26 protein-coding genes are annotated in these 14618 nt (G+C 38.7%); 2 read left to right on the top strand and 24 right to left on the bottom strand.

The genetic code is table 11. From position 1 onward, the window contains the following. Positions 1–301 precede the first annotated feature (301 nt). Both KME09_07265 and KME09_07260 read left to right on the top strand, forming a co-directional pair. Positions 302–790 carry a hypothetical protein gene (locus KME09_07265; GenBank protein MBW4533723.1) on the top strand — a complete coding sequence of 163 codons (489 nt, stop codon included), beginning with the start codon at positions 302–304 and terminating at the stop codon, positions 788–790. A 12-nt stretch (positions 791–802) separates the two neighbouring features. Continuing rightward, positions 803–1162: a hypothetical protein gene (locus tag KME09_07260; GenBank protein MBW4533722.1), complete on the top strand. Its 360-nt coding sequence runs from the start codon at positions 803–805 to the stop codon at positions 1160–1162. A 294-nt stretch (positions 1163–1456) separates the two neighbouring features. Here the strand turns inward: KME09_07260 and KME09_07255 are convergent, their stop codons facing one another. The 24 genes from KME09_07255 to KME09_07140 form a co-directional block, all read right to left on the bottom strand. Continuing rightward, a complete protein-coding gene (locus tag KME09_07255) occupies positions 1457–1900 on the bottom strand; it encodes a hypothetical protein (protein ID MBW4533721.1) in 444 nt (147 codons plus the stop codon). Between the two features lie 87 nt (positions 1901–1987). Beyond that, entirely contained in the window at positions 1988–2203 is a 216-nt protein-coding gene (locus KME09_07250; protein MBW4533720.1) for a hypothetical protein, read from the bottom strand. 260 nt (positions 2204–2463) lie between these two features. Next, positions 2464–4506 carry a telomere resolvase gene (locus tag KME09_07245; GenBank protein ID MBW4533719.1) on the bottom strand — a complete coding sequence of 681 codons (2043 nt, stop codon included), beginning with the start codon at positions 4504–4506 and terminating at the stop codon, positions 2464–2466. A gap of 55 nt (positions 4507–4561) precedes the next feature. Next, positions 4562–4798 carry a hypothetical protein gene (locus KME09_07240; GenBank protein MBW4533718.1) on the bottom strand — a complete coding sequence of 79 codons (237 nt, stop codon included), beginning with the start codon at positions 4796–4798 and terminating at the stop codon, positions 4562–4564. Positions 4799–4825: 27 nt separating this feature from the next. Next, positions 4826–6037 (bottom strand): transposase, encoded by a 1212-nt coding sequence (locus tag KME09_07235; GenBank protein ID MBW4533717.1) that lies wholly within the window; start codon positions 6035–6037, stop codon positions 4826–4828. A 69-nt stretch (positions 6038–6106) separates the two neighbouring features. Then, a complete protein-coding gene (locus KME09_07230) occupies positions 6107–6394 on the bottom strand; it encodes a hypothetical protein (protein ID MBW4533716.1) in 288 nt (95 codons plus the stop codon). 89 nt (positions 6395–6483) lie between these two features. Beyond that, positions 6484–6819 carry a helix-turn-helix domain-containing protein gene (locus KME09_07225; protein MBW4533715.1) on the bottom strand — a complete coding sequence of 112 codons (336 nt, stop codon included), beginning with the start codon at positions 6817–6819 and terminating at the stop codon, positions 6484–6486. Positions 6820–6833: 14 nt separating this feature from the next. Next, positions 6834–7199, bottom strand: coding sequence for a type II toxin-antitoxin system RelE/ParE family toxin (locus KME09_07220; GenBank protein ID MBW4533714.1), 366 nt, complete (start codon positions 7197–7199; stop codon positions 6834–6836). A 174-nt stretch (positions 7200–7373) separates the two neighbouring features. Continuing rightward, on the bottom strand, positions 7374–7676 hold the full coding sequence (locus tag KME09_07215) for a hypothetical protein (GenBank protein ID MBW4533713.1): 303 nt from the start codon (positions 7674–7676) through the stop codon (positions 7374–7376). Between the two features lie 68 nt (positions 7677–7744). After that, a complete protein-coding gene (locus KME09_07210) occupies positions 7745–8113 on the bottom strand; it encodes a helix-turn-helix domain-containing protein (protein MBW4533712.1) in 369 nt (122 codons plus the stop codon). Between the two features lie 3 nt (positions 8114–8116). Then, positions 8117–8449 (bottom strand): DUF86 domain-containing protein, encoded by a 333-nt coding sequence (locus tag KME09_07205; protein MBW4533711.1) that lies wholly within the window; start codon positions 8447–8449, stop codon positions 8117–8119. Continuing rightward, positions 8446–8757, bottom strand: a complete 312-nt coding sequence (locus tag KME09_07200; protein ID MBW4533710.1) for a nucleotidyltransferase domain-containing protein — start codon at positions 8755–8757, stop codon at positions 8446–8448. The genes KME09_07205 and KME09_07200 overlap by 4 nt, the downstream gene beginning before the upstream one ends. Before the next feature lie 121 nt (positions 8758–8878). Then, positions 8879–9070 carry a hypothetical protein gene (locus KME09_07195; protein MBW4533709.1) on the bottom strand — a complete coding sequence of 64 codons (192 nt, stop codon included), beginning with the start codon at positions 9068–9070 and terminating at the stop codon, positions 8879–8881. 62 nt (positions 9071–9132) lie between these two features. Then, complete coding sequence (locus tag KME09_07190; GenBank protein ID MBW4533708.1) at positions 9133–9378, bottom strand: hypothetical protein; 246 nt, start codon at positions 9376–9378, stop codon at positions 9133–9135. Positions 9379–9492: 114 nt separating this feature from the next. Further along, positions 9493–9804, bottom strand: coding sequence for a hypothetical protein (locus KME09_07185; GenBank protein ID MBW4533707.1), 312 nt, complete (start codon positions 9802–9804; stop codon positions 9493–9495). A gap of 35 nt (positions 9805–9839) precedes the next feature. Continuing rightward, positions 9840–10241 (bottom strand): hypothetical protein, encoded by a 402-nt coding sequence (locus tag KME09_07180; GenBank protein ID MBW4533706.1) that lies wholly within the window; start codon positions 10239–10241, stop codon positions 9840–9842. A gap of 81 nt (positions 10242–10322) precedes the next feature. Continuing rightward, positions 10323–10919 (bottom strand): hypothetical protein, encoded by a 597-nt coding sequence (locus tag KME09_07175; protein MBW4533705.1) that lies wholly within the window; start codon positions 10917–10919, stop codon positions 10323–10325. Positions 10920–10972: 53 nt separating this feature from the next. Next, positions 10973–11140, bottom strand: coding sequence for a hypothetical protein (locus tag KME09_07170; protein MBW4533704.1), 168 nt, complete (start codon positions 11138–11140; stop codon positions 10973–10975). Positions 11141–11395: 255 nt separating this feature from the next. Further along, on the bottom strand, positions 11396–11872 hold the full coding sequence (locus tag KME09_07165; protein MBW4533703.1) for a hypothetical protein: 477 nt from the start codon (positions 11870–11872) through the stop codon (positions 11396–11398). Positions 11873–11986: 114 nt separating this feature from the next. Beyond that, on the bottom strand, positions 11987–12295 hold the full coding sequence (locus KME09_07160) for a hypothetical protein (protein ID MBW4533702.1): 309 nt from the start codon (positions 12293–12295) through the stop codon (positions 11987–11989). A 51-nt stretch (positions 12296–12346) separates the two neighbouring features. After that, positions 12347–12640, bottom strand: coding sequence for a hypothetical protein (locus KME09_07155; GenBank protein ID MBW4533701.1), 294 nt, complete (start codon positions 12638–12640; stop codon positions 12347–12349). Between the two features lie 130 nt (positions 12641–12770). Beyond that, positions 12771–13013, bottom strand: coding sequence for a hypothetical protein (locus tag KME09_07150; protein MBW4533700.1), 243 nt, complete (start codon positions 13011–13013; stop codon positions 12771–12773). 137 nt (positions 13014–13150) lie between these two features. Beyond that, positions 13151–13759: a KTSC domain-containing protein gene (locus tag KME09_07145; protein MBW4533699.1), complete on the bottom strand. Its 609-nt coding sequence runs from the start codon at positions 13757–13759 to the stop codon at positions 13151–13153. 56 nt (positions 13760–13815) lie between these two features. Further along, positions 13816–14169: a hypothetical protein gene (locus KME09_07140; protein ID MBW4533698.1), complete on the bottom strand. Its 354-nt coding sequence runs from the start codon at positions 14167–14169 to the stop codon at positions 13816–13818. Positions 14170–14618: the final 449 nt, after the last annotated feature.

The following is a 14618-nucleotide window of genomic DNA, read 5'->3' as shown; positions in this document are numbered from 1 at the left end:
GATCTTTCGGAAAAAATAACTCAATTAATGAATTTATCTCCTAATAAACGCCCATTTTATCAACGAGGTCAGAAAGCCATGACACTTATTCTATCTGCTTTCTAGCTACTATTGTCGCCCCGCTAGCCTTAGAACAAGACTATAATTCGGCACACCCAAAGCTAAAAGAGTATATAAATCATTGGTTCGGGGCAAATATTGACGATTTAATTGAAGCTACTTATATCTCTTGTCCCTCAAAAGATATTGAGAGAGAAGATTTTATAATCGAATTAATCGAAAGAATTGCAAAATAACGCATATGATTATTTCAAAAGAATATTTGAATTTGATTCAGACTACAGTTTGGTCGCAAATTGATTTTGTCTGGGAATACATAGTTAAAAATCAAAATTTTGTCTGCGATTTAAATTCTGAATATTTAGGTACGGTTTTAAAATATAGTTATGAGTTGGAGGAGCTTCAAGAACTAAGAGTGACTTATCCTGAATTAAATTTTTTCAATGACTCAACTCTTTACTATTTATACGATTTGTATCAATATGATTGGAATGCAGTTAGTGGATGGGATGTAGATAGGGATAATCTTTTTGCAATTTTTATTCTTCAACATCTATCTGTCTATCAGCTAAATAAACTTTCATTAACCCATCAAAGAGAAAAAGATAGAGAAGAAGATATGTTTTTTGGACAAGTGATAATCTATTACTTATTGAAAAAAAAGACTTGGGAAGACTCAGTTTCTTTAGCGCAGAAAATAGATATTGACAAGAGCTTACTATATCGTTAGTAAAGTTAAATTATGAGTTATGATGCAGAACTTCTCGATCCAGTAACCAAACAATGTTTACAATTAGACATACCTCATGAGATTAGAGGTGGCATTTTTGCAGAGGAAGGAACGCGAGATCTCTGGCTAAATATTACCTTTAATTACAGTCAAATTTATCGACAGGTATTTGGAGAAAATGGTATTCAACTAATTGATGGATTAACAGGAGCGCAAAGTATTTCTGTCCTGGAAAAAGCAATTAAGCAACTAGGTGATGATGTGGATGATGATTACTGGAGAGCGACAGAAGGCAATGCCAAAATGGCTTTGTCTCAGTTACTAGTATTTGCTCAATTAAGACCAGATGGTATTTGGGACATAGAAGGTTAGTTATGAACGATTGTCACTAGAACATAAGTGGCTTTATATAAAAGTGTATAAATTCAAAAATGCACTTTTACAAGCGATCGCAATTCTTTGGATGGAATTAGGCGATCGCTATTGATGATCATTAGTGGGGGTTTTTGTCCTTTCTAAAGGCTTCTTTTTATACCAAGGGTCAGCAGGATTACAGTTGGGGCAAGTAGTATATGTCCACCCGTCCCCAGCTATGTAGGTGTGATATTTCTTCTGTCAGCTAGACGTTTTTTGGCGATCGCTATAGAAAGAAGCTGGTAAAAAAAATTATCCAAGATTATCGATCTGCAATTTAATGTTTTGATCTTGCAGACTGTTAATTATGCTGTCTTGAATTATAGATATTGTTTGAACATTGTCCCAAGGGGTTCCGTATAAATATAAGCCAAAATCCATACGTACAGCTATCAAATCCCTATTCTTCGCTAGAATATCAAAACTAATTTCGCCTTTAGCTCCATCAGACTTAGAATAATTTCCATTGATAAAATATCGGTCTTCTTTTTTATGAATGCACAAATCTAAGCGGTTAAACATATGATCTGGATGGTTTAGATCTGGCTGTTGTGCAGAATATAATAGCGCACCATTGCGCTCAAATTCAGTTTTAGTCTCAACTGGAGGTGGATGTCCAAACATATTTAAGTGTTCTAAAAAGAAATCCAATGATTCTGTACCACAATCACTTATTTTCTTCGAGAAATTAGCCAAAGAATGGTCAAAAGTTGATTATCTTTGGGTTGATGATGTTCCCGTTATATTCAATAGTTGATTCGTCAGTTAGTGATAATAAGTATTTCACTTGTAGCGCAACCAAGGATACTTACGCTCTAAAGTATTTAAAAATATAACTCGACCTTGAGTGTTTAGACTCAAGAATTGGCGAATCAAATCCTCAGCGCCAGGCAGTTTTAAAAATTCGTCAGGATGAATATTATGCTCTAACATTAATTTTCTCCACTCAATCCCTCCGTGTATCCATCCTTTTTTAGTCTCGTCTAATATTTTACTCATTTAAGTTAATTTATTTTTGTTTACGCTAGTATTTTAACCTGTCTTGAATCTATTGAAATTCATGTTCGATCATGGACAGAAAACTCTCAGGCTGCGCTTTTTTTACTCCACTTTTCTATAATCTCATCTTTTTCTAAAAAAGTGGAGTAAAAAGATGAGATAAAGTCAAAAAATGAAAATTAAAGCAATCGGACGCGAAGCTAGTACCATTTGCGAAGCTTATCCTTTAGGACAAGGGTATAACATGCTTTAAAATGTGTCTAAAAAGAAATGATTTCATCGATAGAAGGATAAGTTTTACCTTTGGAGTTGTGACGGGGACCGATTTGATGTTGAGCATGGTGCTGTTGTATTTCGGTCTTTCTAAGTTGTAAGACTCGTTGAATAACCGAATCACCTCTTTCGGTTAATTTTCTGAGGGCGCTGACACCAATATGCCATTTATCCTTGTAAGAGACATCATCTTGGTTATTAAATTGAATAATGGCATCGATAGCGTGATTGATCTCCTGTTCGGCTTCAAGACTTTTTTTAGAGATCTTACGGGATGAACTTTCTCCCTTGGATGATTTAGAGGAAGTTGGTTGGCTATTTTTAGTTGGTTCGGCAGGTTCTCGATCGACAGGCAGATGAAGATTTGGCTGGAGTTTAGCCAAGGAATTGTTGTGGCTGGGCGAATTATTATGTTCGGCAGAGTCTACTGGCTCTTGCTCGATAACTGTGGTGCGATTTTGTGCAATATACTTATCGCTTGGAGAGTGCTGCTTTCTAGATAAAGCTTCACTTAAGAGTCTGATCGAGGTAGAAAGTTGATTGAGACTATGGCTATCTAACTTAGCCGACTGAGCCGAATCGAACTCAATTGAGTCTGAATTGTTGTCTGTCCGTGCTTTTAGCTGTTCGACGGACTCAAAGATAGCTTGAGGAGTAAGCTCTTCTACTGATAATTGCTCTGCCAAAGATAGTCCCATTTCTGTCCAGGTAAATAATGCTTGGATGGTTTGGTCGGGAGGAATTCCCAACTTGGTGGCAATAGTTGATAACCTAGATTGAAAAAAAGAGGGGATGACCATTGAATTAGTGTGAGCAGAATTAGCAGAATTAGATGATTCGTTCATAATTTGGGGCTTGTCTGGTTGAGCGGTACGCAAGGGTCGATGCATCGATGGGTCAGCTTTTGGGAAAGAAGCTTCTTTCCCAAAACGTGACCCCCCTGTGCGCCGTCCGCTGCTTGCAGTTGTCGGTCGAGCGCTGGTCAATAATGTAGTATTAGTGTGGAGCAAAAGTTTATTTGTCAGCCCTTTCGCTTTCAAAACTGCGGGCTGAAACTCTTCGAGTATTTCAACATCGGGCAAAGCTAACTTAAGACCCAATCGGCCGTCGATGTTGCCGCGACCGTCAGAGATCCTGTAATCAAAGTAATTTCTTTCCGTGGCAATTGACCGTCGTAATTTTGGGTCTTTCTCGTCAATAATCTGATAGTGACCTTGAATAGCAGCCCGAAACTCAATTTCGGGGATGGAAGGTGGACAATACCAGTAGCTGGCGATTGTAGCGTAGATGGCTCTAAATAGATGAGTATAAAGATTATCCTTATCTTCTCTGGGGGGAACTAATTCAGTAAAGTAGCGATCGCATTTAGTAGCGACGGCGCGAGCATATCGACTACTAACTTGTCTTTTAGATAAATCTTGAATTTCTGACCCAAGCAGAGTTCTCAAGGAGGCGATCGCGTCGATAACTAATCGAGCTTCACAAAGAGTAGCAATTTCAAAGACACATTCAACGGGTTCATTTCCTCTTTTGAGTGCGCCAGTAAAGATAACGCTGTATTTAGTTTTGTATTGGAACTGGGCAGTTTTAATAACTTCAGTACAGCGACGGCCTGTGACGACGGCTAAACCTGCGGCAATCTCCGACCATTGATAGCTACCGAGAAGAGTAGTAGCCCGACGGACTATAGCATCAGGATTATCGATAAATTTAGTAGTGCGTGAGCCAAGGCGATCGCCAGCTCGGTTGTTGATTTGAATCCAGGTAGAGGTGTCAAAATCGACAACTTGTAAAGCAGGGTGAGCGGGGTCGATTACTCTAATAGCGTTACGAATATCAGACAGATAATCTTTTTGTTGAATTGGTTGAGTTAATCCCCTCTTCGACATGACTTTAATCACTGAATCAAACCAAGTCTGATAATCGGTTGAGGGCTGGTTTAACTGTGGCAAAAGCTCTCGGAGACAGTTTTGTAGCCAGACAGTTCTCCCCTTATTAGCAGCAGCTTGAATGATCTTGTTATCGTTCATACCTAATTTTAGCTTATGGTTGACTTTTATGTCATGTATTAAAAAGTCAAGAAAATCAAGGATTGGGTGATTGCTTTGACTTGGGTAAAATGGAGCGATTCGGGTCGGGAGGAGTCGAAGAAGGAGAACGCCAAAAAATAGGCTGATCCTGAGCTTTTTCAACGGCTCTGGTTAAAACCTCTTCAATTTCTTGCCCATCTGGAAGACTGGCAAAATATTCTCTAATGCAAGCCAAAATTTTGACCTCTCCGTGCGTAGCCATAATCAATTCAATCAGTTCGTTAAGAGTCATTTTTCAGTAACCCAGGATGTTGTAAGCTCACCCCTGGCTGAAGCGCAGGGGCTTTCGCCCGACCGCTAAACCTCGGTGTTTTAGTAGCCCTGAATCATCTAAATTGAGTTCACAACTTAGAATCTCCGAACCTCGGTGGAGGCTTACAACCCCACCAATAATTGACAAGTTATAACTTGCGTTTTCGTCAGCATCACCATGCCACGCACAACCTATATTAGTACACTTAAATCTCTTTCCACTTCTCAACCCCAGGTGCATACAGGCATGACAGGTTTTACTGCTGTATCGTGGCGATACGGGAACGACTTCAACCCCGTTAATCAATCCCTTGTACTCAAGAAATGTACGAAGCTGATAGAAAGACCAAGAATTAGAGTGCCTGCGCTCTGTTTTGCTTCTAGGTTGTTGATTGGTTCGTTTTCTGATCCCCGTCAAATCTTCAATAGCCACAAGGCTATTAGACTTTTTGGCATCGAGAATTATAGTTTTGCTGATGACATGATTGACATGGCGTTGAAATCTTTTTTCCGAACCCGACAGCCGTTTCAACAGTTGCCGACATCTACGTCTGCTACTGCGCGTGCCTTTCGAGGCTTTCTTTTGGAGATTGGCGCGAAGTTTAGAGTATTTGTCTCTAACATCACGTATTTCTCTACCAGACCATTTTTTGTTGTCAGACGTAACTGCTATATCAGTGCGACCAAAATCAACCCCGATAACGTTATCAGAATTAATTGGTTTTGGTGCTTCATCCTTAACCTGGATATGGATATAGTAGCTGCCATCTCTATGTTTGCAAAGTTGTGCAGAAGTTGGTTTAGTGCCTTTAAGTTTTCCAATTTGGTAGTTACTAGTCACAATTGGAATATGTTCTCTACCACCAACCAAAGTCAAACTAACAGACCAGTCTTTTTCACGAAAAGCAAAAATTCGAGCGTCATAATCAACCGATGTTGGCTTAAATGCTTTAACTGGTTTTTTGTCTTTCTTGGCAGTTTTGCGGTTAGCACCAACCCTGGCGCAAGCCCTCACAGCCAAGTTAGCCGACAAACTATACTTCTCTCTAATGGCTTGATAAACCTGAGATTGAATCGTAGTTTTGCTAGTTATAGATGGCTTGACTTCCTTGTTGGCGTAGTTACAGGCAGCAGCAAACATCTCAAGAGTATTATCGATATTTTTAACTACCTCTTGAGAGGGGTTGAGCTTGCAAACTATAGTCAAGACTTGCTTCATAATCTTAAATATATCACATGTGAGTATTACGAGGCAATAAATTACCTCGTGTCGAATTTCCTCCGTGCGCTAAAGCGACACGGCTTCCATTCTCCCGCGAGGCTTTCCGTGAAGTTTTTGGAGAATCCGAAACTGCCAGCCAATATAAAAACCTGAATCGTCACGAATTGGAACGATTAAGCCCGAAAACTTGTTAGTGAGATTTTTGCCACCAGGAGCGATACCAGCAAGGCGATCGCTAATGGGGTTGACTAGTGATTGCTGATATCCAACAGACACAAAGCCGTACTGTTTAATTTGTCCCTCAGAAAATCCACGTTTAATTAGTCCTCGGCGATGAGTAGGAGTAAGGGACAACTGAGCCAGAAGCTGTTTAATTTGGCTATGGCGATCGCTTATGAAACTTTTGGATAGGGCATCAAACCAAAAAGAGCAGCAACAAAAGGCTAGGTAGTGTGGACGGAAATACCAGCTTGTTGATTAGGGTTGGTGGTGGGATGAATAGTAATTTCAATATCATGATTTAAAAGATTAAGAAACTTAAAAAGGCGATCGCTCGAAAAACCATCAAGATTACCTTTAGAGAGGGCTGAGATTTTGGGTTGATTGATACCGAGTATTTTGGCAGCTTCAACTTGAGTTAAATTTCGTTGTTGAAGAATAGTAGATATTTCATGAGCTAACTGGGCTTTAGCTAAATAGAGAGATGGTTCAGGAATGTTCAAATCAGCAAAAATATTGTCGCTGCCTTGTTCTCTTTGAGAGGAATGAGTTTCAATCATAATTTCATTTCCGATTAACTATTTAGCTGTTGATAATCTAATTGTGCTTGCTGTAATCGTTTTTTAATCAGGTCAAGGTCTGGTTTAGGAGTTTTAATCCCTGTTTTAGACTTTTTTTGAAAAGAATGAAGTACATAAATCACATTTACAAACTTAACGGTATATACAGCCCGATAAGTATCGCCATCGTACCTTTCGACAATCTCTAAAACACCTGTACCAGCAAAGCCTTTCAGGGGTTTAGTATGTATGTGCTTGCCACCTAATTGTGCTTGGAAAAGAGCAAAACCAACTGCTTGACGTACTGGAAGGGGAAAATCCTGCACTGTCTTTCTAGTTGAGCCTAACCAAATTACAGGTGTTGGTTGTTGGTTATTCATTATATATCCTAAATATGGGATATTTTTGATTAATTGTCAAACTGACCGAAACGAGGGATGAAGCTTAAATCATCCCGCCAAAATATTGATCTAGGAAAAAACCTTAGCTTGTGAGTTATCTAATTTCAGGACAACGAGCGTCTGGAGATGAAAGTCATGGTGGATCATAAAGTATCACCTGTCCCATGAGCGACCCGTTAAAGAAGCGGAACAGTGGGTTAACTTGTTGTCAGGAGTATGGGAGGAAGCGATCGCAAGCTCGGAGATATTCCACTCTCTTGCACCTCGGCATAGATGAGTTTTGGGTTTTCCTATCAGGCGCGGATGGTGACAAATTTGGCTGGCTTCTGTTAAACATTGTTGCTGAATTCTGCTAACCAACATGGGATCGGGATGTCTGCCCGTGCTGTCAGTGCGAAAGGGGCAAGTCGCACACTGTTTTTTTCGCACGGGATAAGTATCGATAGTTATGGTCATGGAATGGGAGATGGGAAGATGGTGATAGAGAAACCATTATGAATCTTCACGGAAACGTTGAAGCTCATTTAGCTTAAAGGTGATCGGTGGTGATTGGGGTGATTGGGGGAATGATCGATCAAATCTCCCAAACCAGTCAAAGCAATAGGAGGTTGATTAGGAAGCTCGATGGTTAAACTTAATTTACCACCGACAGCTTCAACATATTTTTGCAAAGTAGAAAGCAACATATCAGAATTTCGCTCTAAGTGAGAAACATTACCTTGAGGCATATTAAGAGCTTGGGAAACTTTTTCTGGAGTTAAACCAGCGGCACTACGTAACTCTTGAAGACTACGATAGGCTTTGATTTTAGCTTCTGTACGGGCTTCAATATTCTTCTGGCGTTCAGGGGGTAAGTTGTCCCAGATATCTTGTAAAATTTTCCCTCTAGTCATGTGTTATTTATTGTTTAAAATATCTACAACTTGATGCTTAAGATGGGGTAAATCTCGCTCGATAATTTTCCATACGGCTTTCAAATCGACTCTAAAATATTCATGAACGAGAATATTTCTGAAAGCTATAATTTGCGACCAAGGTACTCTCGAATGCTGAGTAATTAGTTTTTGAGATAGGCTGTTGGCAGCTTCGCCAATAATTTGTAGATGGTGAACAACCCAAACTTGAATTAATTCATTGTTCTGAAACTCTGTTTGACCTTGAATCGCGTATTTTTCAATTTGCGAGATCGCCTCAAGAATATCTCGTAAACGTTCTACATCATTTCTCATAGTGCGATCGCTTCACTCAAAACCCGTTCCCTGATTTTGTCTTTTAAAGCTGCTTCAGTTGCTACATCGACTTTGTGATTGAGTAATTTTTCTAAATCCAACATTAAACCAGCAGGAAACCAAGGACTAATATCATCAAGAGAATAATCCACTAAAAAATCGATGTCACTATCGTTGTCGGCTTCGTTACGGGCAACAGAACCAAAAACTCTGATATTGAAAGCCCCATGTTGGGCAGCAATAGAGATAATTTCTTCTCGTTTATCTTGAAGTAAATTGAAAAGTTTACATTCACTAGTATTATTCATTTTGTAGGCTTTGGGGAAGTTCGGATAGGCTAATTTGTGTCATGTTCTTTGATAAGTATGGTCGTTGGTGGTGATGTTTATATTTTACCGTTACTGATGGTTAAGGAATAAAGCTTGTGTATTAAAGTGGGGGATGTTCATTGAGGTTACCGATGATAGAAATGCCGCTAGAAGTGAGCCATTGAAGCTCGGAGAGGATCATCTCTTCAAGGTCGGGACAATCCTCTTTTTGCTGGTCATGACCATCCATATGAGCTTGATATAAATCATCTTCATGGACGAGAATACTAACGGTAAATTGTTTCTGTTTCATGAGCGCCTTAGCTTCGCGTCGTCCTTTAGGAGTCCTTTAGGGCATTCAGGCTGTCCGCCGTCCTAAAGGATACCGCTCCGCATATGCGGTGCTTGCACATACTGCTGAAAAAAAGTAGACATAGTATCAGCAGAAGATTCAATCAACTGCCAAATGTTATCGGGGGATAAATTTTCAACAGGTTGCCAAGCATGAGTGCTAAGAAACTGGTACTGTTGAAACTCATCCAAATCAAGAAAATTGTCAGGTATCTGGGTAGTTAAAAAATTGTTGCTACAAGCTTGCAAAAGCTTAAAGTTAGTTGCCATTTTCTTAATGTGGTGTCAGAGCAATAGTTACTGAAAAAAGAGGGTGAACTGAACTGTCAGTAAAGTCGGAAAGAGAGGCGATCGCTATTTAGTTTCAAGGAATGCCGTCGGTGTTTAATTTTCATGAAACACATCTTCAGTTAATTGTTGGAGAGGAGTAGGAGAAAAAGAAACCAGAGCATCTTGCTGGCATTGAATAATAATATCATCAGGAATAATGGCGTAATCAGCTAAAGAAATTGCTAGATCATTGATATCTTTGTATTCGTCGTATTTTGTGCCTAACCATAAAAGAACATATTCTCCTTCTTCCTTCTCTTCAGCAACAGTATCGACAACAGATACGAAAAAAGTTCTCATTGGCTGATCCCAACCGATAATAATTTGATGGTGATCTTCAAATCCAGCGATAAAATATTGAGACATGATTTTTAATTTAAATGGTAGATTTAGAATGTCTATCACGAAAGAGGGATGCCGAAGTGTTTTGCAGCAGATTGCCAACTCACAGGATACATAGATTTAAGGTGTTGGAGAGTGAAACCAGGAAAATCCTTAGCAGTGTAGACAGGTAATAAAGGTTGATTCTCTTCAAGAGGTTGTTTGGGTAATTGATAGAGAAAGACAGCTTTAGGAGACTTAATCAATTCAAAGTTAGCCTCAACATGATTGAGTGCAGCCCAGACTTGAGAGGAATGATATTGTGCGATGACGTTAACAAGCCGATGATCGGGATGAATACCAAGACGGTTAAGACGCTGTTGAAGATGAGAAGGTATCGAAGATAAAGATAGTTCAGATTCAATCTCAGTATAATCTGTAGTAGATTTCGAGGATGTTTTAAGAATTGGTTTGAGAGTCATAGCCATAGTAAAGAACAAGGTGTATCAAGAGCGATCGCAGTTTAATGAAGAGATAAGATTAGAGATAGGTAAGCTCAATAATTAAAGTAATTGAGTAAAGAGGTTTTCGCGCTCGACTTTGACAGCAGCCGAGTCAGTACAAAGGTTCACCTTAGTAGGAATAGAGTTAAAAAGATAAGTAAGTAAAAGATGGGCAGAAATAGCAGCCAACATAATCACCAAAAAAGTTCCTACGCCCCCAGAGCAAAACCGTTTGTATCGCAAATAGTTAGGTTTTTTTGGTAAGGTTTTGGCTAAATCGATTAGTAATTTTAACTCTCGTTCTAGAGTAAAACAGATATATTCTTCGTATAGTTCGTCAGGCTGATAATAAAATTGTACGAAGCCAAGAGTAGCGGGATAGTTAACTTTGAGCCATTGATGTTTAAATTTGACACAAACAATTGATTGTTCGTGTTTTATTCGGAAAATGTTTTGATAGTAATAAAATAAAATGTGCCATAATTCATGAGATAAAGCTATACAGTTTTTATTTGATAGGTTAATTGTTTTGGTAACCAAATTACAGCTATTTTCTGCTACTTTAGTTGTTTCATTGACGGTGAAACCAAAATCTCGTGCTACTTCTAGTAGTTCAGAATATAAAGGACGCTTAAATTTGACGATAGTGTGAGTCATATTTTTAAAAATGTGCAGGATTAAAAGCGATCTCGCGCGAGCGCTATTGATTATCATTGGTGGGGTTTTTTGGTTTTTGTCGGTTCTGAAGGCTTCTTTCTGTACCAAGGGTCAGCAGGATTACAGTTAGGGCAAGTAGTATATGTCCACCCGTCCCCAGCTATGTAGGTGTAATAGATCATCTGTCCATTGCACAGTTGGCAAATTGGTTCTTTTTTCATCTATTAAATTAAGCCTCATCAGGAAAGAGGATAGTGATTACGGGTTGAGAATCATCGAAGTCCTTAGCCCCGCAATGAGCCAGAAGATGATAGCAGGGGAATAAATCCTCAAAAAGGTCAGGTTGTTTATCTGCTCCTTCAATAATGATGGAAAAAAAGAAGTGAAAAGGGATTGACTCTAAAAGATACTAGGTAAGCGATTAGGCTCCGCCTACCCTTCGGGATCGCAGTTAAAGAAAGCGATCGCTTATTTGGTTAACTAGTAGTAACAGAGACTTGAGGGTTAGAACCAGAGGGTAAAAACCACTGTTGAGCTTGAATATTGATAGCCCATTGATTACAGAAGCTAGCCACATCAGCCATAGAACGGGATTTAAAAGAAAGAATTTGATCGCGTTGGTCATTAAGAAAGGCAAGCTCCTGATAAAGACCTAGCCCATCTAGGCGATACATGAGAGGAAAGAGTAAGAGTGTTTGATTGTCAACAGAAGGACGAACAAGAAAGGTAAGATCAGGGTCAGCCATTAAGTCACCATTTTGTTGATAATAATGACTAAGACTGATGACGTGTGGCTCTAGACGTTCAAGAACCAAGGGCATATAGCCTTTTTGTTCTAACCTTAAATAAATATTACTTTGAAAGTCGAATAAATCAAAACCGTAAGCTTGAGCAAGTTGAGCAAGGATAGAAGATGCTTGAAAAGAAAGAAAAGAAGGTAGATTAAGACTCATGAGTTAAAAAGAATCAAGTTAATTGAAAATGAGCAATGCATTAAGTGCGATCGCTTTAAATATGGCGATTGGCTTCGCCTACCCTACGGATTGCAGTTTAATGAAGAGATAAGATTAAAGATAGGTAAGCTCAATAATTAATTCATCAGTATCGAGGTGATACAAAGATTCGAGTAACTGAATTAAATCGAGATACCAAGGAAATTGATGTAAAGCCTGTAACTTGGCGTTTTCAGAGTCAAAATTGCTGTTGAGAAAAAGTAAAAATCGCTTCTGCAATTCTTCTAAAAAAGTAAGAGAAATTTGATTGAGTTGAAAAACGGAGCAAAGACTAGCAAGTTCAGAAAATAGCTCATTAGAGATAATGTAGCAATCGATTATTGTTGGTGAATGAGAAAGATTAAACACAGTGATTTGAGGCATGAGGGAAAAACTGGCGTTGCTAAATGAGTAATGATTTAGGCGATCGCTTGATTAAATGTGTTCGCCGAAGTAAAAATTAAGCTCAGATTTATCTAAATCTCGGTCTAAATAATCATGAGCAATAGTGTCAATTTGCTCTTGGTGATGAGTTTTAAGGTAATTGTGGGGGTCAAGAGCAAAATCATCGATTAAATCATTAATAGCCTGTAGAATGACATCCTCAAAGATGTCAGAGGGTAATAAATTATGCTCTGAGTTGTAGATAGTATTGGCGGTAATATCAGCAAGACATTCACTTAGATCGATAACGCGGACATTTGTGGTAGTAGCACTGGTATTTGTCATGATTAATCTGCCTGAAAAGATAAGTAAGTAAAAGATGGAGAGATTCGCCCGCGCCTTATTCCCTAAAGGATTAGCTGGCGCGTCCGATCGCCTTTAACTCAAAGGCAATCGCTCTTTGTTGGTTATTGACTTAGTGGGACTTGATTAGCTGAGGTTCACCTTGAAGTGTATAGCCGAGAATTGCCCAGTTATCAAGCCAGGGTTGCCAATCAATAGAAGTAGGCACAGATTCAAAAGCTGCTATTGTTTGTTCTGTGTCGCCTGTGTCGTTGGAGAGAATAAGAGAGTATTTGTAAACTTGAAGTTGAAGTGAGGCGGTGGACTGAGCTAAGATAGTTTGAGACATTTTACTTTCACCGTGTATTGTGTTCATTTCCCCCGAAACTGTTAGTAGCAGTCTTTGGGGGCTTGTCATTTGTAGAATGTTTGTTTTGCTTTTCTCTACTTCTATATCATCTCATGCTTAACTTAAAAAGTCAAGTAATTAATATAAGTTAAGCAAGAAAAGATTTAAAGTTGTCTGTAAGGGTAAGCATCTTTGATGTTGCGATTAAAGAAACGTCCTTGAGAATCAGCATCTAAGAAGGATAAAAAGACATTATGGGGTAAATGGTCGTATTGATAGATACAGCCCGAATTAAAGCGAATTTTCAAGGACGTTTCTGGTTCAAGATAAGCAACAGCGTCAATACAGGAAGAATCAACATCAATCCAAGGATCTCGATGAGGTTTAAATCCTGATTCCTCCAAAGTTACACGGACATTAGGAATTGAAGTAGAATTAGCGATCGCTTGCCAATTCTCGCAAGTCAGAGCGAGATTAAGCTCGATTATCGTATCTCTCAAAGCTTTGCCAATAGTAGGATTAGAAGTTTCTCGCTCTAGCTTTTGCCAATCAAAAAAGTTTAAGGATAAGGCGATCGTCTTTTCTTCAAAGGTGGGATCTAACTCGAACTCTTGACAATTATCGACAGGAAGGCAATTAAGACTATACTCATCGAGATCTTTTAAACGCTTCCACATACCAGCATAAGCGGGTTCTAGACTACATAAGATGTCGCTTGAATGATGGGGGTTGCGATCGAGATATTTGCATTTTGAACAATCGGATAAGCACATGATTTTAAAAAAGGTAAGTAAGAATAAGTTGACAAAGCAAGAAGTAAAAAGGCGATTTAGCTCAAGGCTTCGATAAGCTCATGTTTACAAGCATTAGATACTGTTTTGCCAAGACGATCTTGAATCTTCTGGTGCAGCTTATTTTCTTTGATGTGGGTACGGAGTTCCCGAAGCGTCATTGATTCAAAAATAGGTTCAAAAACATCTTCTGTAGAGGGGTCGAGGAGATCTTTAACTTGGGAGTAGAAGTCAGTGTCAACGCTTTCAATTGAGCGATCGAGAGCCTCACAATCAATTAACAGAGAATGATACAGTTGAACCGAAAACAGGAGCAAAATATAAGTCAAACAACCATAAACGTAGCAACTGACAAAAAAATCGAAAATGTTAATAAATGAGGTGTAATTCATAGTAAACATTCTTTAAAGCTTTGTAGAGAGGGAGATTTGAAAACTGAAGCGAGTAATTTGCTTAATCTCTACATTTATTATCTCTTACATAAAATAAAAAGTCAAGCAATTAAGATAAGTATATTTAATACGAGTAAGATAAGAACAAGATAAAAGATAGAAATATTTAATAAGATAAGAAAGTAAGTATAAGAAATATGTATCGATCCCCGAAACAAGACAAATAGAGCAAAAAGCAATATATACATGCAACGCCTATAAGCTATACAGGACAAAGGTTAAGAGATTTGACGCCAGCTCAGTGCAACTATGCAACATGCCAGCAAAGGCTAAAAATCGTATCTCCAGTCTAAAAAGTCAAGTATAAGATATTCCTATCACAAAGGTTAAGTTGACTAAGTTAAGTATACATTATATCTGATATAATGTATACTTAACTTAGTCAACTT

Origin of the sequence: Pleurocapsa minor HA4230-MV1 (assembly GCA_019359095.1) — a bacterium.
Classification (GTDB): Bacteria; Cyanobacteriota; Cyanobacteriia; order Cyanobacteriales; family Xenococcaceae; genus Waterburya; species Waterburya minor.
Note: the sequence above shows the minus strand (reverse complement) of the source record. Positions and strands in the feature narration are given on the sequence as shown.

Bases quoted from the DNA above. Each gene is read 5' to 3' on its own strand.
- KME09_07200 (MBW4533710.1), bottom strand. From the start codon at position 8,757: ATGAATAATACTAGTGAATGTAAACTTTTCAATTTACTTCAAGATAAA.
- KME09_07170 (MBW4533704.1), bottom strand. From the start codon at position 11,140: ATGAAAAAAGAACCAATTTGCCAACTGTGCAATGGACAGATGATCTAT.
- KME09_07175 (MBW4533705.1), bottom strand. From the start codon at position 10,919: ATGACTCACACTATCGTCAAATTTAAGCGTCCTTTATATTCTGAACTA.
- KME09_07245 (MBW4533719.1), bottom strand. From the start codon at position 4,506: ATGAACGATAACAAGATCATTCAAGCTGCTGCTAATAAGGGGAGAACT.
- KME09_07145 (MBW4533699.1), bottom strand. From the start codon at position 13,759: ATGTGCTTATCCGATTGTTCAAAATGCAAATATCTCGATCGCAACCCC.
- KME09_07215 (MBW4533713.1), bottom strand. From the start codon at position 7,676: ATGACCATAACTATCGATACTTATCCCGTGCGAAAAAAACAGTGTGCG.
- KME09_07150 (MBW4533700.1), bottom strand. From the start codon at position 13,013: ATGAACACAATACACGGTGAAAGTAAAATGTCTCAAACTATCTTAGCT.
- KME09_07225 (MBW4533715.1), bottom strand. From the start codon at position 6,819: ATGATTGAAACTCATTCCTCTCAAAGAGAACAAGGCAGCGACAATATT.
- KME09_07195 (MBW4533709.1), bottom strand. From the start codon at position 9,070: ATGAAACAGAAACAATTTACCGTTAGTATTCTCGTCCATGAAGATGAT.
- KME09_07250 (MBW4533720.1), bottom strand. From the start codon at position 2,203: ATGAGTAAAATATTAGACGAGACTAAAAAAGGATGGATACACGGAGGG.
- KME09_07155 (MBW4533701.1), bottom strand. From the start codon at position 12,640: ATGACAAATACCAGTGCTACTACCACAAATGTCCGCGTTATCGATCTA.
- KME09_07165 (MBW4533703.1), bottom strand. From the start codon at position 11,872: ATGAGTCTTAATCTACCTTCTTTTCTTTCTTTTCAAGCATCTTCTATC.
- KME09_07265 (MBW4533723.1), top strand. From the start codon at position 302: ATGATTATTTCAAAAGAATATTTGAATTTGATTCAGACTACAGTTTGG.
- KME09_07240 (MBW4533718.1), bottom strand. From the start codon at position 4,798: ATGACTCTTAACGAACTGATTGAATTGATTATGGCTACGCACGGAGAG.
- KME09_07205 (MBW4533711.1), bottom strand. From the start codon at position 8,449: ATGAGAAATGATGTAGAACGTTTACGAGATATTCTTGAGGCGATCTCG.
- KME09_07160 (MBW4533702.1), bottom strand. From the start codon at position 12,295: ATGCCTCAAATCACTGTGTTTAATCTTTCTCATTCACCAACAATAATC.
- KME09_07260 (MBW4533722.1), top strand. From the start codon at position 803: ATGAGTTATGATGCAGAACTTCTCGATCCAGTAACCAAACAATGTTTA.
- KME09_07180 (MBW4533706.1), bottom strand. From the start codon at position 10,241: ATGACTCTCAAACCAATTCTTAAAACATCCTCGAAATCTACTACAGAT.
- KME09_07190 (MBW4533708.1), bottom strand. From the start codon at position 9,378: ATGGCAACTAACTTTAAGCTTTTGCAAGCTTGTAGCAACAATTTTTTA.
- KME09_07235 (MBW4533717.1), bottom strand. From the start codon at position 6,037: ATGAAGCAAGTCTTGACTATAGTTTGCAAGCTCAACCCCTCTCAAGAG.
- KME09_07220 (MBW4533714.1), bottom strand. From the start codon at position 7,199: ATGAATAACCAACAACCAACACCTGTAATTTGGTTAGGCTCAACTAGA.
- KME09_07140 (MBW4533698.1), bottom strand. From the start codon at position 14,169: ATGAATTACACCTCATTTATTAACATTTTCGATTTTTTTGTCAGTTGC.
- KME09_07210 (MBW4533712.1), bottom strand. From the start codon at position 8,113: ATGACTAGAGGGAAAATTTTACAAGATATCTGGGACAACTTACCCCCT.
- KME09_07185 (MBW4533707.1), bottom strand. From the start codon at position 9,804: ATGTCTCAATATTTTATCGCTGGATTTGAAGATCACCATCAAATTATT.